Below are 26,936 nucleotides of genomic sequence, written 5' to 3' on the forward strand. Positions count from 1 at the left end.
GTTTAGGGAACGCGCTGGCGCGGGAAGCTGCCGCGGGGACCTGAAGTGCTAGCCGGCGGCTATCAGTGCGGTGGGCGACGCGGCATGCAGGTCGTGCAGCACCGGTCCGGGAAGGCCGGTGATGGGATCCAGCTCAAAGGTCGCGATGTTGTGTGATCGTTCGTGCGCCACGTGGAGCCAGTTTCCGCGGACAAGGTGGTGGCGCGGCCAGTTCCCGCCGCTGTCAAAGTCCTTGACGGGGATCAGTTCGGTGCCATCCCCGGCAACCTCCAGGACGCTGATGAGGTTGGAGCCGCGCACGCCGGCATAGGCGAAGTTTCCTTGCGGGCCCAGGCAGATCTCGGCGGCGGAGTCCCCTTGCTGGCTTCCGCCCGCCGTCGCAGGTCCGCGGAAGACCAGCTCGTAGGTGCCGGCCTCGGGACGGACCACGAAGACTTCCACGGAGTACTCCGACACGATGAAGACGTTCCCGTTCGGGTGCTCCACCAGGTGGCGCGGGCCGCAGCCGAAGGGGAGGACCACCTCGTGGTCCGCCACCAGCCCTGCACCCGCCTGGTAGGTCCAGATGCGGAGGGTGTCATGGCCCAGATCTGTGGTCATCACCCGGCCGTCCCGCAGCATCAGGCTCGCGTGGGCACGGCTTTGCCTCGGGCTGCCGGGAGAAAGGGCAGCGTGGGGATCAACGGACGGTGCGGCCGGGAACCGCCCGGCCAGGCCGCCGTTGGAATCCAGCTCGTAGAGCAGAACCTGCCCGTCGCCCCAGCACGCGGCAGTGACAAAGCGGCCGTGCGGGTCAACGGCAACATGGCAGGTGGCCTCGCCGGCCGGTTGTGGTTCCCCGTAGGGTTCCAGGGCGGCTTCGCCGTGACGGCGGTATGCCCGGACTTTCCTGCGCTGCTCAGCCGCCGCGTACACCACCGGCAGGGTTGGGTGTACAGCAACGAACGACGGCGATTGCGCTTCGACGGCCGTTCCCAACCATTCCAGGCTGCCGTCCTGGTGCTCGCGGACGGCGCCGATGCCGTCCGCGCGGCCGCCGCCGTCGGGGGTGTACGCGCCGATCCACAGGATATTGGTGGCCGGATTGTTGGTGGCTGCGCCGTTGGTCATGGTCCAATCCTGCCAAGGTTCGCCCCTATTCCCGTACCCCGGGCCGCCGATTAGCATGGGATTTCCGGCAGTGGCAGAAGGGAGACGGGCGCGGTCATGGCTGCATGGATGTCGATTGTCCACACCCGACGCCCTTCTGGGGCTTGGGCCTAGCCCGCGTGGAGGTGCCCGTGGGCTGGCCGGAGGGCGCTGCCCAGCCTCCTCCCGGACCGCGCGCTGTTCACGGCCGGTCCCTGTTGCTTGGCTTCGGCCGGATCGTTTCCCTGTTGCGTGCTGCCGGTTGTGTATTCGCCGAAGACGAGGCCCGGCTCCTGCTCGCTGAGGGCGCCGGCCCCGAGGAACTTTCACGCAGTGTCCAGCGCCGTATGGAGGGTGTTCCCCTGGAGCACATCCTGGGCTGGGCTGAGTTTGCCGGTGGCCGCGTTGTGGTTGAGCCCGGCGTTTTCGTGCCACGGCGCCGCACGGAACTGCTGGTCAATGAGGCCTTGGTTCTGCTGACGGACGGAGCACTGCCTGCGCCGCCGGTTGTGGTTGACCTGTGCTGCGGGTCCGGTGCCGTGGGAGCTGCAATTCTTCGCCGTGCCCCGCAGGTGGAGCTGCATGCAGCGGATATCGAGCCCGCTGCCGTAAGGTGCGCCCGGCGGAACCTGGATCCCCTGGGCGGCCATGTTCATGCGGGTGACCTGTTCGCAGCCCTCCCGCCGGCGCTGCACGGGCGGGTCGGGGTGCTCGCCGTCAACGCGCCGTATGTCCCTACGGAAGCAATTCGAACCATGCCTCCGGAAGCGCGCCTTTACGAACCTGTTGCCTCGCTCGACGGAGGCCCTGACGGTCTGGACTTCCACCGATGGGTCGCCGCCGGGGCCGTTCACTGGCTGGCTCCCCACGGTCATCTGCTCATCGAAACCAGTGACCGGCAGTCGGCCGGCACCTCCAAAATCCTGGCCGCAGCGGGGTTCACCGTCCGCACCGTGCGGTCGGAAGAGCTGGATGGGACGGTGGTCGTGGGACAGTGCGAGTCCCAAAACCCCTAAGTGGAAAACCTGGCTGTGGTTTAAGCGCTGCCGGGGTTTAAGCACTGCCGGCCGCCGCGTCCCCCAAAGGATCGCGACGGCCGGCAAGGCGATTCAGTTGTAACACAAAGGCGTGCCACGCCCATGTCACGCGGCGGCCCGTGCGTAATGAACGGTGCCGCTGCGGCAATCAGGACTTCGTGCCGGTCCCATCGGAGGTACCAAGGTTGGTGGTCTCCGGGTGGGTGCTGTGGGCTGGGATGTGGTCCCCGCCCAGGGCACCGGCGTCGCCGGCCCCGGAAGTGCCGGTGGAAGTACCAGCGGCAGCAGCAGTAGAGGGTCCTGAGGCCTGGCTGCCACCGGATGCGCCGTCACGGTGCATCGCAGAGCCAATCACGGTGCCTGCCCTGCGTGCGGCTTCCCCAAGCTGGTCTGCCACTTCAGGCGCCTTTTCCTTGATGGTTTCCGTCGCCACGGACACTTTGTCCTGGACCGGCTTGCTGTCCCAGATGCCGGCCGCGCGGGCCTTCAGCTTGTCGTAAGCCGCACGGCCTGACCGCGAACCGAGGACGTATCCCACGGCAACGCCTACACCCAAAAGAAGCTTGTTTTTCACGATGAACTCCTGCTCTGCGAGAAGGTTGTCAGTCCCGGCCGGGGCAGCGGGCGCCCGTGGCCGGGGAAAATGAAAGCCGGCCTGGGGATGATGTCCCCAGGCCGGCTTCCTGGCTTGCCCGTGCAGTTATCCGCGGGCGCTGCGCTTGGTGACCATGCCGTAAATGGCAAGGACGATCAGCGAGCCGACGATCGCCAGCAGCCACGTCTGGATCGAGAAGAACTCCTGCAGTCCACTGCCGAAGATCATCCCGCCCAGCCAGCCACCGAGGAATGCGCCAACGACGCCCAGGATCAGAGTGATGACCCAGCCGCCACCCTGCCTGCCCGGGAGGATCGCCTTAGCGATCGCACCAGCAATAAGTCCGAGAATCAGAAATGCAATAAATCCCATTTGAAGCTCTCTTCCTAAGTAAAGGAGGCCTCCAGGTTCCGGAGGCACTTCATCCTTCTGGCTCAATAGTAATCATGCTTACTATCTATTTGCCAACCCCGTTTTTGGAAAAGAGTGCAGTTCAGGCTGGTTTCAGTGTCCTGTTTTGTCCGAGTCGTTGCCTGATCCGGGACCTTCGTCAAGGATCGATAATTCCGCTAGATCCTGCGGGTCCAGGGCGAAATCAAACACGTCCAGGTTCTCCGCCATCCGGTCCGGCGAAGCGGTCTTCGGAATCGTTACCAATCCGTTTTGTATGTGCCACCGAAGGACGAGTTGGCCAGGGGTTTTCCCATGCTTTTCCGCCAGTTGGGAAAGGACGGGAGCGCCCAACAAACCCGCTCCCGAGCCGCCCAGCGGACTATAGGACTCAGTAATAATGCCATGCCGGCTATGGAATTCCCGCTCGGCGGACCGCGTGATGGCCGGGCTGAGTTGGATTTGGTTTACCGCCGGCACTACGTCAGTCTCCGCCATCAGCCGTTCGAGGTGCGCTGGCTTGAAGTTGGACACTCCGATGGACCGGACTTTTCCCTCCGCCTGCAGCCGTTCAAAGGTCTGCCACGTGGAGACGTACTGGTCCCTGCCGGGCAGGGGCCAGTGGATCAGCAGCAGGTCCACGTAATCAAGCCCAAGACGCGCCAGCGACCCCTCGAGGCCGGCTACGGCACGGTCGTGGCCCTGGAATTCGCCGTCCAGCTTGGTGGTGATGAAGAGCTCACTGCGGTCCGCGCCGCTGGCCCTGATGCCGTTGCCCACCGCGTTCGTTGCCGTACTTCACGGCGGTGTCGATATGCCGGTACCCGGCTTCCACGGCCTGTACGACGGCGGCGCCCGCCTGTTCGTCGTCCAGCGGCCAGGTGCCAAGCCCCAGCTGCGGAATCCTGTTGCCGTCATTGAGTTCGATGAGCGGTGCAAGTGTCATGCGATCAGTCTGCCCCCTCCCGGCCGTCCCGGCTCCAAGTGCCCGCGATTCGGGACGGCCCGGAGGGTACTGCCGGCGGCCTAGGCCGGTTCCTCCGCCAGTTTCCGCTTCAGGATCTTTCCACTGGGTCCCAGCGGGAGCTCGGAGAGTATCTTGACCACGCGCGGATACTTGTAGGCCGCAAGCTGGGAGCTGGCGAAGTCCATCAGCTCGGTCTCGGTGACACTGGCCCCGGCGTCCAGCACGATGGCGGCCGCGATCTCCTGGCCGTGGACATCGTGCGGGATGCCGTAAACGGCGGCACTGACAACTGCAGGGTGTGTCAGCAGGACTTCCTCCACCTCCCGCGGATACACGTTGTAGCCGTTGCGGATGATCATGTCCTTCTTGCGGTCCACGATGGTGAGGTAACCGTCGTCGTCCTTTGTGCCAAGGTCCCCGCTGCGGAACCAGCCATCCACCACGGCCTCGGCGGTGGCCTCAGGCCGGTTGAGGTAGCCCTTCATCAGCAGGTGTCCGCGGATCACCAGCTCGCCGAGTTCCCCGTTGGGCAGCAGCTCGATCCGCTCCGTCACCTCAGGGCGGGCGATTTCGATATCCACACCCCAGATCGGGATACCGATGGTGCCGGGCCGTGGCTGCATGCCCACGTGGTTGAAGGCCGCCACGGGGGACGTCTCGGTCAGGCCGTAGCCCTCATGGATCTCCACGCCGAAGACGTCGCGGAACCGGTCCATCACTGCCAGTGGAAGTGAGGCTCCGCCGGAGATGCCGTAGCGCAGGGCCGCCGGCCGGTCCGGCACGGTCTTGGCGGCTTCCAGGAGCGCCACGTACATGGTGGGGACGCCCAGGAAGATGTTCACGTCGTGCTTCGCCAGCAGCTTCAAGGCGTCCGGGCCGGTGAACCGGGGCATGAGGACGATGGTGGCCCCGGCGCGCAGGCCCGTGTTCAACACCACCGTCTGGCCGAAGGTGTGGAAGAGCGGCAGGCCGCCGAACAGGACGTCACCGGGCCGGAAGTCCATCACGCTGGTCAGCAGGACGCTGGTTTGTTCCACCAGGGCGAAGTGGCTGCCCAGTGCGCCCTTGGGCTTGCCGGTGGTGCCTGAGGTGTACAGGATGGTGGCCGTGTCCGATGGGCGGCAGGGTTCGTACGTCCGGATCGGCTCCGCGGCGGCCGCCTCCGCTTCCAGCCGTGGAAACCCGCCGTCGTCGGGCGCCATGACCGTCAGCACATCGACCCCGCTGGCTGAAGCACCGGCAGCGCCTTCCGTGAGCAGGGGAGCAGCGCAGATGAGCAGCCGGGCGCCGCTGTCCTGCAGGACGTACTCGATCTCGCGCGCCTTGAGCAGGGCGTGGACCGGGACAACGATGGCGCCCAGCGACAGGATGGCGTAGTACACCCGGGCGAAGTCCGGGACGTTGGGGATCAGGACGGCGACGGCGTCTCCCGGCCCGATTCCCCGCGCCCGCAGTGCACCGGCATAGCCGCGGGTTTGGCTCCACAGGTCGGCGTAGCTGACCTGGTCCTCGCCGACAACGAGGGCGATGCTGTCAGGATTCCTCTTGGCTGATTCTGCCAGGACGGCAGCGACGGAGATGGTGGCGAAGCCGTCAGCGGAGTTTGTGTTGGTCATGGCCTGCTTCTTTGTTGGGATGGGTCACGCTGTGAGGATCAGGGCGTCGCCCTGGCCGCCGCCCCCGCAGAGGGCCACGACGCCGGTGCCTCCGCCGCGGCGTTTCAGCGCCAGTGCCTGGTGGAGCACCAGGCGTGCACCCGAGGCGCCCACGGGGTGGCCCAGTGCGATGGCGCCGCCTTCGGCGTTCACGGATTCGGTGTCGATGCCAAGATCGTTGGCGGACTGGATGAGGACCGAGGCGAAGGCCTCGTTGATTTCCACCAGGTCCAGCTCCTGCACGGTCAGCCCCTGGTCCTTGAGCGCGCGCTCGATGGCGCGGGCGGGCTGGGAATGCAGGGATCCGTCGGGGCCTGCGGTCTGGCCGTGGGCGCCGACCTCGGCAATCCACTCCAGGCCTGCCGCTTCCGCGGCTGCCTTGCTGGCAATGACCAGCGCCGCTGCGCCGTCGGAAAGGGGCGACGACGACCCCGCCGTGATGGTGGCACTCTCCGCCTTGGAGAACGCCGGGCGGAGCTGCGCCAGGGATTCCGCGGTGGTGTCCGGACGGATGCCTTCGTCGTGTTCAAGGGTCACGGCAGGTCCCTTGCGCTGCGGTATCTCGATCGGAGCGATCTCCTCGGCCATGATCCCGGCGGCGCGGGCGGCTTCGGCGCGCTGGTGGGAGCGGGCCGCGACGGCATCCTGCTCTTCGCGCGTGATGCCGCGTTCGGCGTTTCCCGAGTCGGTGGCCTCACCCATGAGCTTCTTGCTCACCGGGTCCTGCAGCCCGTCATGGTTCAGGGAGTCCAGCATGGGCGCATCACCGATGACGACGCCGGCGCGCAGCCCGGGGACCAGGTGCGGTGCGTTGGTCATCGATTCCTGGCCGGCGGCCACAATGAAGTCGGCTTCCCCTGTGCGGATCATCCGGGCGGCGTCGATCACTGCCGTCAGGCCGGACAGGCAGAGCTTGTTGATGGTGATGGTGGGGACGTCCCAGCCGATTCCGGCGGCCAGGCTGGCCTGCCGTGCGGGGCCCTGGCCGGCGCCGGCTTGAATGACCTGGCCGACAATGACGGCGCCGATCTGCTCTGGCGCCACGCCGGTGCGTTCCAGCGCGGCGCGGATGGCGTGGGCGCCGAGTTCGCTGGAGGAAAAGGGCGTGAGTCCGCCGCGGAACCTGCCGAACGGGGTGCGGGCGCCGCCCAGGATGACGGGGATGTTGGCGTTCTGGTTCAAGAACAGTCCTTTCAGGGGATGATGGGCAACCAAAGCCGAAGGGCAGGGCTCAGGCGAAGGCGGAGGTGCCGGTGATGCCGCGGCCGATGATGAGGGCCTGCATGGTTTCGGTGCCTTCGTAGGTGTGGATGGCTTCGATGTCCGCAAGGTGCCTGGCAACGCGGTTTTCCAGCAGGATGCCGTTGCCGCCCAGGAGGTCGCGGGCGTTGGAGGCGATGCCGCGTGCGGTGCGGGTGCAGGTGTACTTCACGAGGGACGCCTGCTCGGGCGTGAGCGTTCCGGCTTCATCAAGCCGGGTCATCTGCACCACCATCAGCTGCATGGTGGCCAGTTCACTGAGCATCCGCGCCAGGCGCTCCTGCACAATCTGGGACGCGGCCAGCGGCCGGCCGAACTGCTTGCGCTGTTTGGCGTACTGGACGGCCGTTTCGTAGCAGGCGGTGGCATGGCCGACGGCGGACCAGGCCACGCCCAACCGGGTCGCCAGCAGTACCCGGGCCGTGTCCTTGAAGGTGCGTGCCCCCGGCAGGACGTTCTCCTCGGGGACGAAGACGTCCTCCAGGCGGATGTGGGCCTGCCAGATGGCGCGGAGGGCAAGTTTGCCTTCGATTTTGGTTGCGGTGTAGCCGGGGGAGTCCTGCGGAACCAGGTAGCCGTGGACCTGGCCGTCGTCGCCCCGGGCCCAGACGATGCTGACGCCGCCCACGGAGCCGTTGCCGATCCACTTCTTTTCGCCGTTGAGCAGGAACCCGCCGTCCGTGCGGGTTGCCGTGGTTTCCAGAGCCACCGAGTCGGAGCCGTGCGTAGGCTCGGTGAGGGCGAACGCCGCGTATTCCGTGCCCCTGGCAATTGCCGGCAGCCAGCGTTCCTTCTGTGCCGCAGAGCCACATTCAGCCACGGAACGCAGTGCCAGGCCGCCCTGGACGGCAATCATCGTGGCCACGGAGCCGTCGCCCCGGCTGATTTCCATGTTCACCAGGCCGGCGGCCATGCTGCTCATGGGTGCGAAGCCCTCCACGGTGATGCCGTCGCGGAGCAGGTCCAGTTCGCCCAGGCGCTGGAGGAGGTGCAGTGGGTACTCGCCGCGTTCCCAGTAGCAGTCAATGACGGGCAGGACCTCGTCCTGGACAAAGCTGCGGGCGCGCTCCCAGTAGGCGCGGTCCTCGTCCCCGACGCCGGCCAGGATAGACGCCGGGTCCGTCCCGAGGGCTTCGGTCAGGACATATTCCGGCTCAACTGTTCCGGAGGGGAAACCGGCGGGATCCCCGGTGCGGGTGGGCGCGGGGCTGGGCGACGTCGTCGTCATTGAAAGCATCCTTTGAATCAGCGGCGGCGGGAGGGCCGGGGCCTTGTGGCCTGGACCACACCCTCCAAGGATGCAATGAAACCCAGTTCCACGTCAAGAAACTGGGTATCAAGAGGCTGTAGTGGCGGGTTGGGGCTAGGGGAGGGCGTCCCGGACCGCCTGGGCGATTGCGTCCTTGTCGGCGGGGCCGGGGAAAACCGTAACGACGACGGTCGGCGCAGGTGGGGCGGCAGCGGCCGCGCCCAGGAGCGCAGGCCGGAACGTATCCGCCAAAGCATGGAGTTCGGCAGCCAGGGCGGTGGCCCGCTGCCGGTCGCCCGCCAGGGTGTCTCCGGCACTGGGAGCGGCCCGCAGCCACTCCCGCAGGAACGCGTTGTGCACCGCCACTACCGCTGCAGCGAAGGCGACGGCCTTGTATTCGCGCCGGTCGTTCCGGGGCAGCTTGTCGCTCAGGTAGTGCAGGAACGCCCGCTCGTACCGGTGCGAGGTCACCAGCTCCCGGTCCCTGAGGGCCGGGACTGCCTGCAACAGCCCGTACCGGGCGCGGGAGGTCTGGGGGTTCCGCAAGTGGTGGTCGAAAACCAGCAGCGCTGCGTCCGCCACTGCAGCCAGCGGCTCGAGCCTGGATTCGGCGAGCCTTTCGTTGACCTGGTGCAGGATCCGCTCGTGGTCGGCGAAGACGACGTCCTCCTTGGACCCGAACCTGCGGAAGAACGTGCTGCGGCTCATGCCCGAGGCTTCTGCGAGTTCCTCGACCGACGTTGTGTCGAAACCCTGCTTCGCCAGGAGGCCAATGGCTGCGGCAACGGGCCCGTCGGCAGGATGCCCATCGACGGGACGGTGGGAAGGGGGCGAAGTCATGCGCCGAAATGTAGCACAGCTGCCCTCCGGCAGCTGGCGCGCCGCTGGCCCGCCGCCGGCTGCGGCAGGCCAGCGTGCGGCCGGGGGTCAGGCGCCCTGCCGCGCCCAGCCGGTCAGCTTGTCGGAAAGCTGCATGTAAGCCTCGTTGACCTGCTGCAGCTCCGGGTGGCTGTCGTGCCACTCCACGATTTCCCGGGCACCGTCCGCGAACGGGATGGCGGCGGTGTAGTCCGGGACCAGTGACTTGATCTTGGTGTTGTCGAAGACCACCGAATGGGACCGGTCGCCCAGGAGGTTGGAACCCAGTTCCTGGTCGTGGGCGGCGATGGTTTCAGACGCCACATGGACCAGCTCCGGTTCCCGGACCCCGGCCGCCCTCGCGAAGAGCCGGTAGATCTGGTTCCAGGGCAGGTACTCGTCGGAGGTGATGGTATAGCTTTCACCCACCGCCTGCGGCCGGCCGAGCAGGCCGACGAACGCCTTGGCAAAGTCCTTGCTGTGCGTCAGCGTCCACAGCGAGGTGCCGTCTCCGTGGACCATGACCGGGAGGCCGTTGCGCATCCGGTGGATGTCCGTCCAGCCGCCCACCATGGCGATCTTGGTGCGGTCATAAGTGTGCGACGGCCGCACCACCGTCAATGGAAAGTCATCCTCCCGGTAGGCCCGGAACAGCAGCTCCTCGCACGCGATCTTGTCCCGGGAGTAATGCCAGAACGGATTCTTCAACGGCGTGGACTCGCGGATGGGCAGCCTGGTGGGCGGCTTCTGGTACGCGGAGGCCGAGCTGATGAAGACGTATTGACCTGTCCGCTCCCGGAACAACTCCATGCTGGTTTGGGCCTGGTCCGGAGTGTAGGAGATGAAGTCCGCCACGGCGTCGAACTCCCTCCCGCCCAGCACCTCCCTGACGGAGGCCGCATCGCGGACGTCTGCGTGCAGCACTTCGGTGCCGTCGGGGACAGGCCTGCCGGACTGCCCCCGGTTCAGGATGGTCAGCCGGTGGCCCAGCGCGGCGGCGCGTTCTGCCGCCGCCGCGCTGATGACCCCGGTGCCGCCGATGAAAAGGATGCTCCTGGGCGCCGCCGTATCCGCGGCGATTGTGCCTACCACGCGTAGTCTTCCGGCGCCGTGCGGTGTCCCGGGAAGATATCGTCAAGCCGCTTGAGTGCGTCGGCATCGAGGGAGACATCCAGCGCGCGGATTGCGGCATCCAGCTGTTCCTGGGTCCTGGGGCCCACGATCGGCGCGGTCACGGCAGGCTGATGGAGGAGCCATGCGAGGGCCACGTCGCCGGGTTCGTGGCCCAGTTCGTCCGCGAAATCCTCGTACTGGCGGATCTGGTCCTCGTGCTTCTTCAGCGTTTCCGCGGCCCGTCCCTCCGTGCGGCGGACTCCCTGGCGTTCCTTCTTCAGCACGCCGCCCAGCAGCCCGCCCTGCAGCGGCGACCAGGGAATGAGGCCCAGCCCGTACTGCTGTGCCGCCGGGATGACTTCCAGTTCCACCTGGCGCATGAACAGGTTGTAGATGGACTGCTCGCTGACCAGGCCCGTGTAGTTCCGGCGGCGTGCCGCTTCCTGCGCCTGGGCGATGTGCCAGCCGGCGAAGTTGCTGCTGCCCGAGTACAGGATCTTGCCCTGCTGTACGGCCACTTCGATGGCCTGCCAGATCTCGTCCCACGGAGTGTCCCGGTCGACGTGGTGGAACTGGTACACATCGATGTAGTCCGTCTGCAGTCGCTTGAGGCTGGCATCCAGCGCGCGGCGGATGTTCAGTGCGGAGAGCTTGGACTCGTTGGGCCGGTCCGTCATGGTGCCGTAAAGCTTGGTGGCCAGGACGGTGTGCTCCCGGCGCTCGCCGCCCTTTGCAAACCAGCGCCCGATGATCTCCTCGGTCCAGCCGCGGTGGTCGGCGCCCCCGTACACGTTGGCGGTGTCGAAGAAGTTGATGCCGGCTTCGTGGGCCGAGTCCATGATGCTGTGGGCATCCGCCTCCTCCGTCTGCGGCCCAAAGTTCATGGTGCCCAGGCAGAGGCGGGAGACTTTCAGGCCGGAGCGGCCCAGATGGGTGTACTGCATGGAAGATCCTTTCAACGGGTAGGCATGCCAACCGGTGGGTGGGCCGGCTGGAACCTACATCTGGGTGAAGGAGGCGACGGCGGGATCGGAGCCAATGCGCGCACCGGACTCCAGTGCGGTGATGGCGGACAGTTCGTCTTCGGACAGCTTCAGGGACGAAGCGGCGAAGTTTTCCCGGATGCGGCCAGGGTTCGCGGATTTGGGAATGACGATGTTGCCGTTGGCGAGGTGCCAGGCGAGCACCACCTGGGCGGTGCTGGCGTCGTGGGCGTTGGCGATTGCGGTGACTGCGTTCCCGTTGAGGTCACCGCCCTGCCCCAGCGGGCTGTACGCCTCCACGGCGATTCCCAGGCTCCGGCACTTGGCGGCAAGGTCCGCCTGCTGGTAGCTGGGGTGAAGCTCGATCTGGTTGACGGCGGGCACTGTTTCCGCGGATTCCAGCAGGGTGTCCAGATGGTCGGAGAGGAAGTTGGAGACGCCGATGGCGCGGATCTCCTTGTTTTCGTACAGCCGCTCCAATTCCTTCCATGCCTGGACGAAGAGGCCCTGCGAAGGAACCGGCCAGTGGATGAGGTAGAGGTCGATGAAGTCCAGGCCCAGGGCCTTGCGGCTGTTCTGGAACGCTTCCTGGGCCCGGCCCTGCTCGCCGTTGCGGAGCTTGGTGGTCACGAAAATTTCCTCGCGGGGGATCCCGGTAGCTGCGAGCGCTGCCCCTACCCCTGCCTCGTTGCGGTACGCGGCAGCGGTGTCGATGTGGCGGTAGCCCGCTTCCAGCGCATCCTCCACGGTCCGCTGGGTATCCTCCGGCGGGACCTGGAAAACGCCGAAGCCAAGCTGCGGAATGGTGACGCCGTTGTTGAGTGTCAGCTCTGACATGGATGTACTCCTTGGACGTATGGTGCTGAGGAATGAATGATGCCGGCTGCTCGACGAGTGGGGAACCAAAGTGAGAAATCGGTTTCCACCGGCTCACTCCTGAGCCTATGCACTTTCCGCCATCAAGTCAGCAGCCAAGGCTGATCCTGTTTTTCCTAGGACCGCCAGTCCTACCTTCGTTGTAGAGCCGGCCACGTCAACGCAGGCACAATGGTCTGCATGGGTCAAAGCGCCGAGTTCGGAAAATTCCTCAAAGCCATGCGGTCCCGGTTGAGCCCGGAGGTCGCCGGGACGGGGCCGAGTACGGGTGCCCGCAGGGTTCCGGGCCTGCGCCGGGAGGAAGTGGCGCGCCTGGCCGGGGTCAGCACCGATTACTACGTGCGGCTGGAGCAGGGCCGCAACATCCACCCGTCACGCACGGTCCTGGACGCCGTTGCCAGGGCCCTGCGGCTGGACAGCAGCGAGCACGCGCACATGCTGGACCTGCTCGAGAACTGCGCGGGTGCTCCCCGCGAACCGGGTGCCAATGCAGCCCAGGGCGTCCGGGCGGCGCTGCGCCAGCTCCTGGACGCGGTGGGGGAGGTGCCCGCGCTGGTGCTGGGCAGGCGCAACGACGTGCTGGCGGGCAACAGGATGGCGTTCCTCTTGTTCGCCGATTTCCCCGCGCTGCCGCCCGCGGAGCGGAACCTGACACGCTGGACCATCCTTGACCCGGCTGCGCGGGAACTCTTCAGGGACTGGAAAACCGTGGCGGCGGAAGCCGCAGGCTCCCTCCGCCTGGACGTGGGCCGGCACCCCAACGACCCCCAGGCGAACCACCTGGTGGGGGAGCTGGCGGTCCACAGCGAACACTTCCGCCAGTGGTGGGCGGGGCACCGGGTGGCCACCCGCGCTGCAGGCACCGTCCGGCTGCACCATCCCGCCGTGGGGGACCTGGAACTGAACTTCGAAAACCTGGTCCTGCCGGAGGACCCCGACCAGACGCTCCGCGTGTACTCCGCCCGGCCCGGATCGCCGTCGTCGGACGCCCTGGCGCTGCTGGGAAGCCTCGGGGCAGCCCCGGACGCAAGCCTGGCGCGGGACCCCGCCGCGGTGGCCGAAAGCGGCGACGCGGGCTGACCGGCACGTAGATGGCCACGCCACTGTACATTCGTCCAGCGCAGTGGGGTGATTCTGGCCAGCCGCCCATTGGTGGCGGCCCGGCCCTTTCCTAGGGTGGGAGTACCAGCTTTCCCTGCCCAGTTCTTATCACCCCAGGATGGTCTCAACGATGAAACGCATCGCCCTGCTGAAGGAGCGCCAGGCCTCTGCCGGCGCCGCCTCCACCGCCACCGGTTCCCACTGCCCGGCCTCCGGCCTCTGGAGCCCCGACATCGATCCCCACACGGTCCTGTCCTTCTTCGAGGGCCACGTGTTCCCGGCATTCGACGGCGTGCCCACTGTCTGGCGGCGCCGCAGCCCCGGCACGGCAAACTAGGTCCTGCCTTAAGCACAACTGACCCGCGGCCAACATCGTCAGGAACGTGTTGGCTGCGGGTCAGCCGTGTTTGGCGTTAGTGCTCTTCCAGGCGGAAGCCAATCTTGATGGTGACCTGCCAATCTGCGACCTTTCCGTCCTCCAGGTGGCCGCGGACCTCCTTGACCTCAAACCAGTCGAGGTTCCGCAGGGTCTGGGATGCCTTGGCAATGCCGTTGCGGACGGCGTCGTCCACGCCCTCGGTGGAGGTGCCGACAATTTCAGAAATGCTGTACGTGTGGTTGGACAACTTCGCTCCTCGTGATCGTCGATGCTCCCGGTTGCGGGCCGTTCCTGAAGCCTAGTAGGACTGCGGGAGCGTTGAACAGGGGCCCGGGGCAATCAGGACCGTGGCACGGGAGGCTACTTGGAGTCCAGCACCAGCTGCTTGAGGTCGTCGAGGGTTTGCTGCATGTGGGCGTCCATGGCCTGGCGTGACCGGTCAGGGTCACGGGATTCCAAGGCCTCGGCAATGTTCTGGTGATGGCCGATTGCGTGCTCCTGGATCGCAGGGACAGCGGAGGTCTCGGTCCTGCGCTTTTCCAGCACGCGATGCAGCGGCTCAAACAGGACCGACACGAACACATTCCCGGATGCGCGCAGGATGACGTCATGGAAGGCAAGGTCTGCTTCCACGAAAGCGGCAACATCGTTGATGCTGTGGGCGGCCTTCATCGCGGAAATGTAGTTGAAAAGGGAGGTGATGTCTTCCTCGACAATCCGTCCTGCGGCAAGTTCACAGGCTCCCGTTTCGAGCATCCTGCGCAGCTCGATCAGCTGGATGGAGGCATCGGCGTCGTTCTTGCCCTCGGATGCGGCGCGCAGCACGGCTTCGAGGGAGGCCCAGCGGCTCAGGGGATTGACGAAGGTGCCCCGGCCGCGCTCCACGCTGAGGATGCACTGGGCCTGCAGCGTCTTCATCGCCTCACGGACGGTCATGCGGCTGACCTCGTGGCGGGCACTCAGTTCATGCTCGCCGGGAACCGTGGAGCCGGGCGGAAACTCGCCTTCGATGATGCGGTCCAGCAGCTCATCGGCCACCACGCCCACCAGTGACTTCCTTGCCATGTTGCCCCCGATCGCTCTTTCCGGCCGACGCCTGGCGGATATGTCAGACAAGTGTACTTGCGTGTCCGTATGCCGTGTGCCACACTAATTTTCAGATGCAAGATGTCAGACATCTTACAGTTACCTTTACATCTGGATCCGCGAGCCCGGATCGCTACACAACGGAGTGCACTGTGACGTATGAAGCAGACGTTCTGGCCGCCTATCCGGCAGACCTCGAGATTCCCGCCGGGCTGGTTGCCGGCGCGCTGGCCGCTTCCAACGCAGCGGTTCCCCGCGTCCTGGTAGTGCTCGACGACGACCCCACCGGCACGCAGTCCGTGGCAGACCTGCCCGTGCTCACCCGTTGGGAAGTGGAAGACTTCACCTGGGCCTTCGGCCAGGGCAAGCCCGCCGTGTACGTCCTGACCAACACCCGCAGCCTTGACCCGGCGGAGGCGGCGGCCCGCAACGAGGAAGTGGTCCGCAACGCCCTGGCCGCAGCAGGGCAGCAGGACTCCGCTGGTTCCAGTCTTCGGCTGGGCTTCGTCAGCCGCAGCGATTCCACCCTCCGCGGCCACTTCCCCCTGGAGCCGGACGTCATTGCAGCCACCGTGGCCAAGGTCAGTGGAGAAAAGACCGACGGCGTTGTCCTGGTTCCGGCCTTCCCCGACGCCGGCAGGCTCACCATTGGCGGCGTCCACTACATGCGCGGCACCGGCGACGCCAAGGGCACCCTGGTCCCGGTCTCCGAAACGGAGTTCGCCAAGGACGCGTCCTTCGGCTTCAGCACCTCCGTCATGGCGGACTACGTCGCGGAAAAGTCGCAGGGCAGGTTCCCGGCAGATTCCGTGATCGTCCTGGACCTGAACACCATCCGCGCCGGTGCCTCCGCCCAGGACCCGGCCATCTCCGCCAAAGCGATTGCCGACGCCATCGAACCGGCCACCGATTCCACGCCCATCGTCGCGGACATCGTCACCGAGAACGACTTCCGCGCACTGGCCTTGGGCCTGGAAGAAGCCGAGCGCCGCGGCAAGAAGCTGCTGTACCGCGTTGGCCCGCCGTTCGTCCGGGGCCGCATCGGCCAGGACATCCGCGCCGCGCTGACCTCCGAGGAGGCTTACGCGGGCAACACGCCGTCGGAGGCCGGTGGCCTGATCGTGGTGGGCTCGCACGTCGGCGTCACCACGCGCCAGCTCAACGTCCTCACCGCGGAACACAGCTCCGCCCGGATCATCGAGATCGACGTCGAGAAACTCCTTGGTGCCGAGACCGACGCCAAGGCGCACCTGGACCAGACCGTTGAGGCCGTCGTCGAAGCCCTCCACGGCGGCGACGTCATCGTGCACACCAGCCGGCTGCTCATCAAGACCGATGACCCCGCCGAAAGCCTGCGGATCGCGCGGACGGTTTCCGCCGCCGTCGTGGACGTGGTCAACCGCACGCTGAAGACCTTCCCGCCCCGGTTCGTCATCGCCAAGGGCGGCATCACGTCCTCGGACGTCGCAGCCCACGGCCTGGAAATCCGCCACGCCATTGTCCGCGGCCCCATGCTGCCCGGCATCGTCAGCCTCTGGGAACCGGTCGACGGCCCCGCCAAGGGCATCCCGTACATCGTGTTCGCCGGCAACGTGGGCGACGACGACTCCCTGGCCCAGGTCACCCGCAAGCTCAGCAGCACTTTCTAATTCCCACCGGCTCCACGGGCCGGGCCCCCGCCGGCGAGGGCCGGGCAAATTTCAAGGAGAAACACCATGACCAGCAACTACACCGTCACCGTCCTGGGCCTCGGCGCCATGGGCCTGCCCATGGCCACCCGCCTGGCCTCGCAGTTGACCGTCCACGGCTTCGACATCGCCGAACCCCGCCTGGAACTTGCCCGGGAAGCCGGGATTGCCACCTTCAGCACGGCCCGCGAAGCCGCCAAGGGTGCCGACGCCGTCCTCCTGGCCGTCCGCAATGGTGAACAGCTCAACGACGTCCTCTTCGGGGAGAACGGTGTGGCCTCCGTCCTGGAACCGGGTGCCGTCGTCATCCTCGGCAGCACGGTGGGCACCGACGCCATCCCCGCCACGGTCGCCAAGCTGGCCGAATACGGCGTGGACCTGGTGGACGCTCCGCTGTCCGGCGGCCCCAAGCGCGCCGGCGAAGGCGACCTGCTGATCGTCGTCGGCGCATCCCCCGAAGCCCGCGAAAAGGCCGCCCCCGCCCTGGACCTGCTCGCCTCCACCCTCACCGTGGTGGGCGACAACCCCGGCGACGGCCAGGCCCTGAAGACCGTCAACCAGCTCCTGTGCGGCGTCCACATCGCCGCCGCCGCCGAGGCCCTGGCCCTGGCCGACGCCCTGGGGCTGGACCAGGCCAAGACACTTGCCGCCCTGGAAGCAGGCGCGGCCGGTTCCTTCATGCTCTCCAACCGCGGACCCCGCATCCTGGAGGCCTACAACGAGGAAGGTGCCGAAGTGCTGTCCCGCCTGGACATCTTCGTCAAGGACATGGGCATCGTGGGCAAGGCAACCCGCGCCGCCGGCCTGGCAGCCCCCGTTGCTGCCGCCGCCGAACAGCTCTACCTCCTGGGCCAGGCCCAGGGCCTCGCCGCCGCCGATGACTCCGCCGTCATCAAGGTGGTCGCGCCCGCCAAGCGCACCAAGTAAGCCACCCCTCCTGCCCTTGCGGCACAAGACGTACGACGACGGCGGTCCCCCCTCCGCCGTCGTCGTACCTCCCAGCGTTGCCGGCGCAGTCCCGCAACGTTTATCCCCACCCACCATTCCCTGATGCCGCCCTGCCCCGGACCGGCACGTCAAAGGAGACATCCCCCCGTGAACCACCTGATGAGCCCGCTGATACAGCGGGCGGCCGATGCCCCGGCCATCAAGCCCGCCGTTGAGCTGGGCACCCCGGTACTGCTCACCATCGCAGCGGTGGGCATCGCCATCCTGCTGGTGATGATCATCCGCTTCAAGATCCAGGCCTTCGTGGCCCTGCTCACCGTCAGCATCCTGGTGGCCGTGGCGGCAACCATCCCGCTGCAGGACATCTTTACCGTGGTCTCCAGCGGCGTGGGCAGCACCATGGGCAAGGTTGCCATCCTGATCGCGCTCGGCGCCGTGCTGGGCCGCATGATCGAGGTGTCCGGCGGCGTCCAGTCCCTCGCGGACCACTTCACCCGCAAGCTCGGGGCCAAGCGCGTTGCCGTGGCGCTGACCGCCGTCGGCTTCCTGGTGGCCATCCCCGTGTTCTTCGAGGTGGGCATCATCGTGCTGGTGCCCATCGTGTACGCCTTCGCCAAGATCGCCAAGGTCCACCCGGTGAAGTTCGGCCTCCCCATGGCCGGCATCATGCTCGCCATCCACGTGGCAGTACCGCCGCACCCCGGAATCGTGGCCGGCGCCGGCGTGCTTGGTGCCGACATCGGACTCATCGCCCTGATCTCACTGCTGATCTGCGTGCCCCTGGGCTTCCTGTCCTACTGGGTTGCGTCCATCATGAACCGCAAGGACTATGAGCTGCTGCCGGCCGTGAAGGCCCAAGTGGAGGAGTTCGGCTCCAAGTCACTGGTCAAGGTGGGCCATGACGGTCCCGGGGCCGCCGCCATCGCACCCCCGCGCCCGGGCCTGATCATCTTCCTGATCGCAGCGCCCATTGTGCAGATCCTGCTCGGTACCGTCGGCACCCTGGTGATCCCCAAGTCCGATCCGCTGTATGGCCTCGCTGCCTTCATCGGCAACCCCTTCCTGGCCCTGCTGGTGGCCGTGGCGCTGTCCTTCTTCCTGCTGGCTGTCCGCCGCGGCTGGTCCTTCAAGGAAACCGGCGAGATCTTCGAAGGCTCCCTTCCTCCCATCGCCTCCATCCTGATGGTGGTGGCCGCCGGCGGCGTGTTCGGCAACGTGCTGCAGGTCTCCGGCATCGGGTCGGCGCTGTCCAAGACCCTGGACACCCTCGGCGTTCCGCTGCTGCTGCTCGGCTTCATCATCTCGCTGGCCCTCCGCGCCGCCCAGGGTTCGGCCACCGTGGCCATCGTGACCACCACCGGCCTGCTGTCCGCAGCAGTCAGCGGCGGCGGCTACAGCCCGGCGCAGATCGCAGTAATCGTGATCGCCATCGGCTTCGGCGCCCTGGGCCTGTCCCACGTGACTGACGCCGGCTTCTGGGTAGTGGTCCGCTACTACGGCCTCACCGTCTCCGACGGCCTCAAGACCTGGACCGTCCTGACCACCATCCTGGGCGTGGCCGGCTTCCTGCTGACCTTCGTCGCCTGGATCCTGGTGGGAGGCCTGGGCGCCTGATGCAAACCCGCCTGGACCACCTGGTCACCTCCGCCCTCCAGCAGGGCTCCGCAGTGCCGGCCTTCACCTGCTACGACTTCACCACCGCGCTGGCCGTGGTGGGCGCCGCCGAGGAATCCGGCAGGGGCGTGATCCTGCTGGTGGCACCCAAGACCGCCGCCACCGCGAACGGCCTCCGGCTGATCTCGGCGCTGCGTGGCCTGGCCGACGCCGCCCGCGTCCCCGTCGCGGTGCAGCTCGACCACGCCTCCGACCTCCACGTGATGGCCGACGCCGTCACGGCAGGGGCGGATTCGGTCCTCGCCGACGGTTCCTCCCTTCCCTACGAGGACAACATTGCGCTAGTCCAGGCTGCGCGTGCGCTGCTGGGCTCCGACGTGGTGCTTGAGGCGGAACTCGGTGGCCTGGCCGGGGACGAGGACCGTGCCTTCGGCGTCGACCCGCTGGATGCCGCGGGGGCCGGCCAGCCAGGCATCGACGTGGCAGGCCTGACCGACTCCGCGCAGGTGGAGGACTTCGTGTTCCGCACCGGGGCCGAACTGCTGGCCGTCGCAGTGGGCAACGTCCACGGCAAGTACAAGGGCGAGCCGCGGCTGCGCTGGGACGTGCTGCAGGACATCGCGGCGCGGATCCACATTCCGCTGGTGCTGCACGGTGCCTCCGGCATCCCCGCGGAAGAGCTGGTCAAGGCCGCGGCCATGAACGTTGGCAAGGTCAACTTCAACACCGAACTGCGGACCGGCGTCCTTGCCACGCTCCAGGACCAGCTTCCCGCGCACCGTGCCGACGGTGAGAACCTGCAGGGGCTGCTGGCTTTGTGGAACACGTCGGCGAAGGGCTTCGCTGCCACCACGCTGGCCACGCTGGCACGGTAACGGGAACGAATCTTCCACGAACGGGAGGCCAGGATCAAGCAGCCGGTCCTGGCCTCCTCCTTTCCGACTTCATCCCGCCTGCCAGGCGGGATGGAGGTTTTCGCCGGGAGGCTAGGATCGAGCAATGATCCTGGCCTCCCTTCTCTTTGCCTTCCTTGCCGCCGCACTGCACGTCTTCATCTTCACCATGGAGTCGCTGACCTGGACCCGGCCCGCGACGTGGAAGCGCTTTGGGGTTGCCTCCCAGGCGGACGCGGAGACCACCAGGCCGCTGGCGTACAACCAGGGCTTCTATAACCTGTTCCTGGCCGTCGGGGCGTTCATTGGCGTGGGGCTCGTGGCGTTTGGCGGGGCGGGATCGATGCAGGACGTGGCAGGCTGGACCCTGATCTTCAGCTGCTGCGGTTCCATGCTGCTGGCGGCCGCCGTCCTGGCGTTCACCGGACGCAAGTACCTCCGCGCCGCGGCAACCCAGGGCACCACGCCGCTGCTCGCCGTCGTGCTCGGACTGCTTGCAGTGCTGCAATAGGGGCAGAAGGGGCGTAAGTCCTTAAACCCGCGCAGGCAACGGGGGCACAATAGTGCCGTGGGCAGCGTCGAGCCGTTGTAGGTCCCATGCACAGCACCGAAGGGCGGGGGACAGGAACCGGGGCGGACACGGTGGACCGTGATCCGGCCATCGACCTTGTCCGGTTCATGTGCCTGGCGCTGGTGGTGGTGGGGCACTCCATGATGGTCAGCCCGGTCCTGCACCCGGACGGAACAGTCACCAGTGAGAACACCCTGGCCCAGCAGGACTGGTTCGAGCCCATCATCTGGATCTTCATGGTCATGCCCCTGTTCTTCGTCACCGGTGGCGTGACCGGACTGCAGTCCTGGCGCCGGCTCAAGGCAAGCGGAGGCACCGCAGCCCAGTTCATCCGCGCCCGGCTCCTGCGCCTTCTCCGCCCGGCCACCCCTTTGCTGGCCACGATGGTGGTGGGTTTGTCCGTGGCGGCCGCGCTCGGCGTGGACCGGCAGGTGGTCCAGCTCATGGCAGCCGGGGCGGCCATGCCCCTGTGGTTCCTGGCCGCCTACCTCGCGGCACAGCTGAACATCCCGGCCCTGGCGGCACTGCATGCGCGGGCGCCCTGGCTTGGCTTCTGCCTGCTCACCGGGCTCGTGGTTGCCGTCGACTGCCTGCGGGGCGTCCTGCCGGACCTCGCCAACGTCAACCTGGTGTTCGTATGGTGCGCGGTCCAGCAACTGGGTTTCCTGGCCGCCGACGGCTACTTTTCCCGTCTTTCCCGTTCCGAACTGCTGGGCATCGCCGTGGCCGGACACCTGCTGCTGGGACTCGTTACCGGGCTGGGGCTGTACCGCGGAAACATGCTGGTGAACCTCAACCCGCCCAACCTGACCCTGGTGATCCTGGCCGTCCCGCAGCTGGCCACGATGGAACTGGCGCGTCCGGTCCTGGCGCCTTTGGCCGGGGTGGGCTGGATCGGCCGGCTGCTGGTGCTGGCCGGCAGCAGATCCCTCACGGTGTACCTGTGGCACCTGCCGCTGCTGGTGGGCATGTCCGGGCTGCTGCTCCTGGCGCCGATCCCCAAGCCCGGCGCCGGCACCCCTGCATGGTGGTGGTCTCGGCCCCTGGTGGTCCTGGCGCTGCTCATCCTGCTCCTGCCGGTGGCCGCCGCGTTTGGCCACCTGGAGGAACGGACGACGACGGCCGTCACCCTGCGCTGCCGGCCCGCCACGGCGGGGGCCGCCGTCGTTGTGGTCTTCATCCCCGTGGCGGACGCCGCGCTCAGCGGACTGTCACCGGGACTGCTGGCCGCCGGCACGGTGTGTTTCTCGGTGGCGATCGTTTTGCTGGGCGGTTTTCCGCTGCGGCGCCGGCAACCATACCGGCGCCGCCATGGCCGAAGGACCATTGCCAGCGGACTGAAGTAGTGCCAGTGTCGAACCATGACCGAGAACACCACGTCCGCCGAGGACAAGTTCACCGCAAATGTCTCGCTGCGGCGCAATGACGCACAGCACCGGTACGAACTCCTGGTGGACGGCAGGCTGGCTGTCCAGGCCTTTTTCCACGACCTTCCCGGGCACATCGATTTCACCCACACCGAGACCGGCGAGGATTTTGAGGGACAAGGCCTGGGCAAGGTCCTTGCACACTTTGCCCTGGATGACGTGGTAGCCACCGGCAAGCGGATCATTCCGCACTGCCCGTTCATTTCCAGCTACCTGCGAAAGCACGAAGGCTACGAACAATTCGTCGATTGGCCGGAGCGCTGATCTTCGAGGGGCTAAGCCTGAGACGCCGCCCCTGGGCTAAGCGGCCAGGCGTCAGCTGGCCAGTGCCTGGTCCGTGACCGCCATGGCGGTGCCCGGATCATCGATGGTGAAGCCGCAGGCACAGCGGTAGGTGACGATGCTGTCCGGGACGGACCCGGGACGCAGTGAAACTACGGTGTTCCCGTCAACGTACACGGGCTGCCGGACCGGAAGCTCATCATGGTCGACGCGCTGCATTGGCGTGCGGCAGTGCATGCGCGAATTCAGGGTCATCAACAACCCTGCGTCCACGGGTACGGTTGTGGACAAGAGCTGCCCAGCTGCCTCGGTGCGCTCCCCAAACGCCGTCAGCTGGTGTTCCATTGCGGTGGTCATTATGTTCTTCCTTGGGCTTCTTCACGGAGCCGCCGGCATTGGCAGCCCCGCCGCGAACTGCTTGCGGAGGTTCATTTATCACCGTAAGCAAAGCATGCTTACTATTTGTTGCACAAGTTACGGCTGGGAAATGGCAGTCATCGGCGGCCATGCTGCCAGTGCCAGGCATGCCAGAACAGCAGGAAGACCAGGGTGGCAAAGCCGGCGAGAACCACCTGCGGAGCGAACGTGAACACTACGTACGCGAGCGGGATTGCGCCGGAGGACGGCCCCATGATCATTGGGCCGCTCAGCAGCGGTGCGGTGCCGCCGGCAATCATCGCCGCAGCCAGCAGCCACAACACCACAATGAAGGGATTGGGTGCGGACCAGGACCGTTCCGTCCCGGCGGCTTCGGCGCCCTCCGCCTCAGGCGGTACCGGGTTCCCGTCCCTGTCCACTTCACGGAATCCGAGCGCTCCGGATGGTTGCTGGTCCATGTTTCCCCCTTCACGGCAGCAGCCCGGCCGGCTGCCGGCGTTACCAGCCTAACGGCCCACACAGCCGTCTCTCTGGCTAGGCTGGCAGCATGACGCCTACCAGCAACCGAACCACAGCACTCGTTACTGGCGCCAGCGCCGGCCTGGGCCACGAATTTGCCGAGCAGCTCGCCGCCCAGGGTCATGACCTGGTCCTGGTGGCGCGCAACGCGTCCCGGCTTGCAGAAACAGCGGAAGACTTCCGGCGGCGGTACGGCGTCACGGCTGAGGTGCTTCCTGCTGACCTGACGCAGGACGACGACGTCGCCGCCGTCGTCGAACGCCTCGAGGACGCCACACGGCCGGTGGGGATCCTGGTGAACAACGCCGGGATCGGCCTGCTGCACAACTTCGAGGACAACCACGCAGCGGAGGAGAGGCGCCACCTGAAGCTGCATGCGGAAACATCCATGGTGCTTACCCACGCGGCACTCAGGGGAATGCTGGAGCGCGGGGAGGGCAGGATCATCAATGTGGCCAGCGTCGCCGCGTTCCTGCCGCGCGGAACCTACTCGGCGGCGAAGGCGTGGCTGGTGAGCTTCAGCCGGTGGGCAAACCTGGCCTATCGAAAGCGGGGCATCAAAGTCACTGCCGTCTGCCCGGGCTTCACCCACACGGAGTTCCACGACCGTATGGGGATGGACAAGTCGGTGGCTCCGTCCTGGACGTGGCTGCGGGCGGAGCGTGTGGTCAGGGAAGGCCTGGCGGACAACGACCGCGGCAAGGCGGTGTCCGTCCCCTCCAAGAGGTACAAAGTGGTTGCCGCAGTGGCCAGGGTGGCGCCTGCGCGGCTAATGGCCGGGCCGGCGCGGAAGCCGAAGTAGGCCGGAGCGCCTGGCAGGGAGCCCGGGAAGAGCCTTCCGCGGCCGGGCACCGGACCTGCGGACGGCCAGCACCACGAGGATCCCCAGCAGCGCGCCCACCAACGTCTCCACGGCCCGCTCGAGGATCAGGACCCGCGGTTCGGTGGGGGAGGCCAGTTGGGTTATCAGCAGGATGACCGGGGTGAACCAGACCATGGCCAGGCCATAGTGCCTGGTCATGAACAGCTCCGTGGCGAACTGGAAAAGGATCACCAGCAGCGCCAGCACCACGGCCCGGTGTCCCGGCTCCTGAAGCGCCGGGTAGACCGCCGCCAGGGTCCAGGGTCCCGGAATGATGACGACGGCGGTGACCGCCAGTCCCAGGAACGTCCCGACGATGCGGTGGACGCCCCGCCGGACGCTGCTGGGCAGGTCTGCTCCGGCCAGGGGGACGGCGGCAGCTGCCATGGCCCAGTGCGGGTGGCCGCTGCCGCTGATGACGCCCACGGTCCCGGCGGCACCCACCGCCAGCACGTACCGTGCAGCGTGGACTGACAACTCCCTGCGCCCCGCCGCCGAGCGGCGCGGCACGCTCCGGGTGGCCCCTGGCTCCCAGGACCTCCGGCGCATCCAGCCGCTGAAGCCGATCAGGATGGAAAACACTGATGAGGCCACCGCGATGAGCATGGCGGAGTACCAGGGGACTGTGGTGGGAACGGAAGCGCAGGCGCCGAGGGCGAGAATTCCAAAGAAGGGCCCGTTGGGTTTCAGGCGTACCCTGTCCGCATATACCGACCCCACTCCGGCCAGGGCCGCTTCCACTGCCACCAGCCACCAGGAGTGGATGTGGTTGATGGACAGCGTTACTCCCACCACCACGCCGGTGAGCAGCACCAGGGCGCCCTGGCCCTGGTGGCGGAGCCGGAGCTGGTGCGGTTCCGAGCGGCCGTACATGCCGGTGAGCGCGCCGAATACGGCGTAGATGATGAGGTCGGTGCGGCCGGCGGCCAGCAGGAGCAGCGAGGGGACCGCCACGCTGAGGGCCACCCGTAGCGCGGCAAGGTGGTCGCCGTTGGCAGGTTCCAACCGGTGAAGCGCGCGTAGCTGCTCCACAACGCGCTTCATGTCCTGACCTGTCCTGTTTTGTTGATGTACTGCGGCCCGAAGGCCCTTGCGACCGTATCACCGCGTCCCATGCAGAGCCACCTGCCGCAGTCACGGGAGGACATCCGGCCGGCACGCAAAGGCCCGCCCAGCGTGCTTCCCCCAAGGAAGCACGCGGGACGGCCCTGTGAGCGTGGGCTACAAGGGTGCCCGGGAGCCTGGGCCTATGCCCCGGCCGGAACCCCGCGGTGTGCGTGGGGGTCGGTGCCGTCCTGGGTGTCGAACGGCAGTTCGTCCAGGTTGATCAGCGGGTTCTCGTCCTGGGTCGCCACCAGTTCCTTCGCCTCTGCCTCGGTGTCGACGCTCGGCATCGATCCCGGGAGCGGCCGGTTGGCGGATTCCTTCAGGAAGTAGATGGCCACAGCGCCCACCAGGGAGGTGGCCATCAGGTAGTACGCGGGCATCATGTCGTTGCCGGTGGCCCCGATCAGCGCGGCCACGATGAACGGGGTGGTCCCGCCGAAGATGGCTACGGCGAAGTTGTAGGCAATGCCCATCGCTCCGTAACGGCTGGAGGTGGGGAACTGGGCCGGCAGTGCCGATGCCAGGTTGGCCACGTAGAAGGTCACGGGGAAAGCGATCAAGGCCAGGCCGGCAAGGGTGGACCAGATCTGCCCAATACCAATCAGCATGAAGGCCGGGATGGCCAGGACGATAGTACTGACAGCGCCGATCCAGAGCACGGGACGGCGGCCAATCCGGTCGGAGAGCTTGCCGGTCAGCGGGATGCAGAGGCTCATGACCACCAGGACGGGAATCGTCAGCAGCGTGCCGTGCACCTCGTCGTAGCCCTTGGAGTCGGTCAGGTACGTGGGCATGTAGGACGTCAGCGCGTAGCCGGCGGTGTTGGCAGCGGCCACAACAACCATGGCCACAATGATGGGGCGCCAGTAGGCCTTGACGATCCCCACGGGTCCCTTGGCCGTTGCGGCGTCCCCGGCGGAGGCGTTCTTGGCGTTTTCTTCCTGGGCGTCAAGGGTGGCCTGGAACTGCGGCGATTCCTCGATCTTGCTCCGGAAGTACACGGCGATCAGGCCCAGCGGGCCGGCAACCAGGAACGGGATGCGCCAGCCCCAGTCCTCCATGGTGCCCTGGCCCAGGGTCAGCTGCAGGACGGACACCAGGGCGGCGCCGATGGCGAAGCCGAGGTAGCTGCCCAGGTCCAGGAAGCTGGCGAAGAAGCCGCGGCGCTTGTCAGCGGCGTACTCGCTGACGAACGTGGTGGCGCCGGCGTACTCGCCGCCGGTGGAGAAGCCCTGGATGACCTTGAGGAGCACCAGGAGCGCTGCAGCCCAGAGGCCGATCTGGGCGTATCCGGGCAGGAGGCCGACGGCGAACGTACTGGCCGCCATGATCATCAGCGTGGTGGCCAGGATCTTCTGGCGGCCCATCTTGTCGCCCAGCCAGCCGAAGATCACGCCGCCCAGGGGACGGGCGATGAAGGTGGCGGCAAAGGTTCCCAGCAGGAACAGCGTCTGGGTGGTGGGATCGGATTCAGGGAGGAACACCGGGCCCATGGTGGTGATGAGGTAGCCGAAAACGCCTACGTCGTACCACTCCATGGTGTTGCCAACGATCGTGCCGCCCAGTGCTTTTTTGAGCATGGGCTGGTCCACCACGTTGACATCGGATTCCTTGAGCCGGCGGCGTGGCAGCAGCCTGGGCTTCTTGGCAGCCGTGGGGGCTGCAGGGTCGGTTCCGCGGGCGTTCCTAACGCCTGCTGAAGAGTCGGTCATGCTTCGGTCTGTGGGCATTTGGGCAACTCCTGTGGAGGTCATTTGCTTGCGACTTGTAGCTGCCCCGCTCCGGGCAGGCCTTCAATTTTACGGGATTCCTCTAGCGTCGGAGCAGTTTGATGGCGTAGCATGCTCCCTTTTGGGCCCCATATGGGGCCGGTTCCGAAAATTTTTCCCCCGGCTTTTCCCGCGTGATCACTGGGAAGCAGGCTGATGAACAGCGGCGTTACCAAAAATTTTCCAAAATGCTCCGTTTCA

The 26,936-nt window shown here is 66.8% G+C and carries 27 protein-coding genes and 1 pseudogene; 11 read left to right on the forward strand and 17 right to left on the reverse strand.

What is annotated here, in order from left to right; genetic code table 11:
• Nucleotides 1-48: 48 nt before the first annotated feature.
• Nucleotides 49-1,110, reverse strand: coding sequence for a lactonase family protein (locus VIK36_RS02095; protein ID WP_324643902.1), 1,062 nt, complete (start codon nt 1,108-1,110; stop codon nt 49-51).
• Nucleotides 1,111-1,376: 266 nt separating this feature from the next.
• On the opposite strand from VIK36_RS02095, the gene VIK36_RS02100 reads away from it, so the two are divergent.
• The gene (locus tag VIK36_RS02100) at nt 1,377-2,144 is read left to right on the forward strand and encodes a putative protein N(5)-glutamine methyltransferase (RefSeq protein ID WP_324645351.1); all 768 of its coding nucleotides are present in this window, start codon (nt 1,377-1,379) and stop codon (nt 2,142-2,144) included.
• Between the two features lie 169 nt (nt 2,145-2,313).
• Here the strand turns inward: VIK36_RS02100 and VIK36_RS02105 are convergent, their stop codons facing one another.
• From VIK36_RS02105 to VIK36_RS02150, 10 genes and pseudogenes are all read right to left on the reverse strand, one after another.
• Complete coding sequence (locus tag VIK36_RS02105; RefSeq protein ID WP_324643903.1) at nt 2,314-2,739, reverse strand: YtxH domain-containing protein; 426 nt, start codon at nt 2,737-2,739, stop codon at nt 2,314-2,316.
• Between the two features lie 126 nt (nt 2,740-2,865).
• Entirely contained in the window at nt 2,866-3,132 is a 267-nt protein-coding gene (locus VIK36_RS02110; RefSeq protein ID WP_018769627.1) for a GlsB/YeaQ/YmgE family stress response membrane protein, read from the reverse strand.
• 132 nt (nt 3,133-3,264) lie between these two features.
• A pseudogene (locus VIK36_RS02115) lies at nt 3,265-4,096 on the reverse strand (aldo/keto reductase).
• Nucleotides 4,097-4,176: 80 nt separating this feature from the next.
• Nucleotides 4,177-5,733 carry a long-chain-fatty-acid--CoA ligase gene (locus VIK36_RS02120; protein ID WP_255174181.1) on the reverse strand — a complete coding sequence of 519 codons (1,557 nt, stop codon included), beginning with the start codon at nt 5,731-5,733 and terminating at the stop codon, nt 4,177-4,179.
• A 24-nt stretch (nt 5,734-5,757) separates the two neighbouring features.
• Nucleotides 5,758-6,954, reverse strand: a complete 1,197-nt coding sequence (locus VIK36_RS02125) for an acetyl-CoA C-acetyltransferase (RefSeq protein ID WP_324643904.1) — start codon at nt 6,952-6,954, stop codon at nt 5,758-5,760.
• Between the two features lie 49 nt (nt 6,955-7,003).
• Nucleotides 7,004-8,260: an acyl-CoA dehydrogenase family protein gene (locus tag VIK36_RS02130; RefSeq protein ID WP_255174183.1), complete on the reverse strand. Its 1,257-nt coding sequence runs from the start codon at nt 8,258-8,260 to the stop codon at nt 7,004-7,006.
• A gap of 135 nt (nt 8,261-8,395) precedes the next feature.
• Nucleotides 8,396-9,121, reverse strand: coding sequence for a TetR/AcrR family transcriptional regulator (locus VIK36_RS02135; RefSeq protein WP_255174184.1), 726 nt, complete (start codon nt 9,119-9,121; stop codon nt 8,396-8,398).
• Between the two features lie 87 nt (nt 9,122-9,208).
• Nucleotides 9,209-10,231, reverse strand: coding sequence for an NAD-dependent epimerase/dehydratase family protein (locus VIK36_RS02140; RefSeq protein WP_255174185.1), 1,023 nt, complete (start codon nt 10,229-10,231; stop codon nt 9,209-9,211).
• Nucleotides 10,225-11,196, reverse strand: a complete 972-nt coding sequence (locus VIK36_RS02145) for an aldo/keto reductase (RefSeq protein ID WP_255174186.1) — start codon at nt 11,194-11,196, stop codon at nt 10,225-10,227. Before VIK36_RS02145 ends, VIK36_RS02140 begins: the two co-directional genes overlap by 7 nt.
• Nucleotides 11,197-11,250: 54 nt before the next feature.
• Complete coding sequence (locus VIK36_RS02150) at nt 11,251-12,072, reverse strand: aldo/keto reductase (RefSeq protein ID WP_324643905.1); 822 nt, start codon at nt 12,070-12,072, stop codon at nt 11,251-11,253.
• Between the two features lie 219 nt (nt 12,073-12,291).
• Here VIK36_RS02150 and VIK36_RS02155 point away from each other — a divergent pair, with 219 nt between their 5' ends.
• On the forward strand, nt 12,292-13,191 hold the full coding sequence (locus VIK36_RS02155) for a helix-turn-helix transcriptional regulator (RefSeq protein WP_324643906.1): 900 nt from the start codon (nt 12,292-12,294) through the stop codon (nt 13,189-13,191).
• A 151-nt stretch (nt 13,192-13,342) separates the two neighbouring features.
• The gene (locus tag VIK36_RS02160; protein WP_159633882.1) at nt 13,343-13,549 is read left to right on the forward strand and encodes a hypothetical protein; all 207 of its coding nucleotides are present in this window, start codon (nt 13,343-13,345) and stop codon (nt 13,547-13,549) included.
• Nucleotides 13,550-13,625: 76 nt separating this feature from the next.
• On the opposite strand, the gene VIK36_RS02165 is transcribed toward VIK36_RS02160, so the two are convergent.
• Nucleotides 13,626-13,838 (reverse strand): dodecin, encoded by a 213-nt coding sequence (locus tag VIK36_RS02165; RefSeq protein ID WP_142131425.1) that lies wholly within the window; start codon nt 13,836-13,838, stop codon nt 13,626-13,628.
• A gap of 113 nt (nt 13,839-13,951) precedes the next feature.
• The gene (locus VIK36_RS02170; protein ID WP_324643907.1) at nt 13,952-14,656 is read right to left on the reverse strand and encodes a FadR/GntR family transcriptional regulator; all 705 of its coding nucleotides are present in this window, start codon (nt 14,654-14,656) and stop codon (nt 13,952-13,954) included.
• 173 nt (nt 14,657-14,829) lie between these two features.
• Here VIK36_RS02170 and VIK36_RS02175 point away from each other — a divergent pair, with 173 nt between their 5' ends.
• The 7 genes from VIK36_RS02175 to VIK36_RS02205 all read left to right on the forward strand — a co-directional run bounded on the left by VIK36_RS02175 (nt 14,830) and on the right by VIK36_RS02205 (nt 22,082).
• Nucleotides 14,830-16,326 (forward strand): four-carbon acid sugar kinase family protein, encoded by a 1,497-nt coding sequence (locus tag VIK36_RS02175; RefSeq protein WP_324643908.1) that lies wholly within the window; start codon nt 14,830-14,832, stop codon nt 16,324-16,326.
• Nucleotides 16,327-16,392: 66 nt separating this feature from the next.
• Complete coding sequence (locus tag VIK36_RS02180) at nt 16,393-17,292, forward strand: NAD(P)-dependent oxidoreductase (RefSeq protein ID WP_224024499.1); 900 nt, start codon at nt 16,393-16,395, stop codon at nt 17,290-17,292.
• Between the two features lie 168 nt (nt 17,293-17,460).
• On the forward strand, nt 17,461-18,927 hold the full coding sequence (locus VIK36_RS02185; RefSeq protein WP_324643909.1) for a GntP family transporter: 1,467 nt from the start codon (nt 17,461-17,463) through the stop codon (nt 18,925-18,927).
• A complete protein-coding gene (locus VIK36_RS02190; protein ID WP_324643910.1) occupies nt 18,927-19,802 on the forward strand; it encodes a class II fructose-bisphosphate aldolase in 876 nt (291 codons plus the stop codon). The genes VIK36_RS02185 and VIK36_RS02190 overlap by 1 nt, the downstream gene beginning before the upstream one ends.
• Before the next feature lie 124 nt (nt 19,803-19,926).
• Nucleotides 19,927-20,331 carry a DUF1304 domain-containing protein gene (locus VIK36_RS02195; protein WP_255174191.1) on the forward strand — a complete coding sequence of 135 codons (405 nt, stop codon included), beginning with the start codon at nt 19,927-19,929 and terminating at the stop codon, nt 20,329-20,331.
• Between the two features lie 86 nt (nt 20,332-20,417).
• Nucleotides 20,418-21,737, forward strand: a complete 1,320-nt coding sequence (locus VIK36_RS02200) for an acyltransferase (protein ID WP_324643911.1) — start codon at nt 20,418-20,420, stop codon at nt 21,735-21,737.
• A 15-nt stretch (nt 21,738-21,752) separates the two neighbouring features.
• The gene (locus tag VIK36_RS02205; protein ID WP_159633855.1) at nt 21,753-22,082 is read left to right on the forward strand and encodes a GNAT family N-acetyltransferase; all 330 of its coding nucleotides are present in this window, start codon (nt 21,753-21,755) and stop codon (nt 22,080-22,082) included.
• A gap of 51 nt (nt 22,083-22,133) precedes the next feature.
• On the opposite strand, the gene VIK36_RS02210 is transcribed toward VIK36_RS02205, so the two are convergent.
• Together VIK36_RS02210 and VIK36_RS02215 are read right to left on the reverse strand one after the other, a co-directional pair.
• Nucleotides 22,134-22,457 (reverse strand): hypothetical protein, encoded by a 324-nt coding sequence (locus VIK36_RS02210; protein ID WP_324643912.1) that lies wholly within the window; start codon nt 22,455-22,457, stop codon nt 22,134-22,136.
• A 137-nt stretch (nt 22,458-22,594) separates the two neighbouring features.
• Complete coding sequence (locus tag VIK36_RS02215) at nt 22,595-22,936, reverse strand: hypothetical protein (RefSeq protein WP_324643913.1); 342 nt, start codon at nt 22,934-22,936, stop codon at nt 22,595-22,597.
• A gap of 89 nt (nt 22,937-23,025) precedes the next feature.
• Between VIK36_RS02215 and VIK36_RS02220 the strand changes: the two genes are divergently transcribed.
• The gene (locus VIK36_RS02220) at nt 23,026-23,799 is read left to right on the forward strand and encodes an SDR family oxidoreductase (RefSeq protein ID WP_324643914.1); all 774 of its coding nucleotides are present in this window, start codon (nt 23,026-23,028) and stop codon (nt 23,797-23,799) included.
• Here the strand turns inward: VIK36_RS02220 and VIK36_RS02225 are convergent.
• The gene (locus VIK36_RS02225) at nt 23,767-24,903 is read right to left on the reverse strand and encodes an FUSC family protein (protein WP_324643915.1); all 1,137 of its coding nucleotides are present in this window, start codon (nt 24,901-24,903) and stop codon (nt 23,767-23,769) included. The two genes, VIK36_RS02220 and VIK36_RS02225, sit on opposite strands and share 33 nt — an antisense overlap.
• Nucleotides 24,904-25,106: 203 nt before the next feature.
• Nucleotides 25,107-26,696: an MFS transporter gene (locus VIK36_RS02230; protein WP_324643916.1), complete on the reverse strand. Its 1,590-nt coding sequence runs from the start codon at nt 26,694-26,696 to the stop codon at nt 25,107-25,109.
• Between the last annotated feature and the right edge of the window lie 240 nt (nt 26,697-26,936).

The organism is Pseudarthrobacter sp. LT1 (genome assembly GCF_035621795.1).
Taxonomy (GTDB): domain Bacteria; phylum Actinomycetota; class Actinomycetes; order Actinomycetales; family Micrococcaceae; genus Arthrobacter.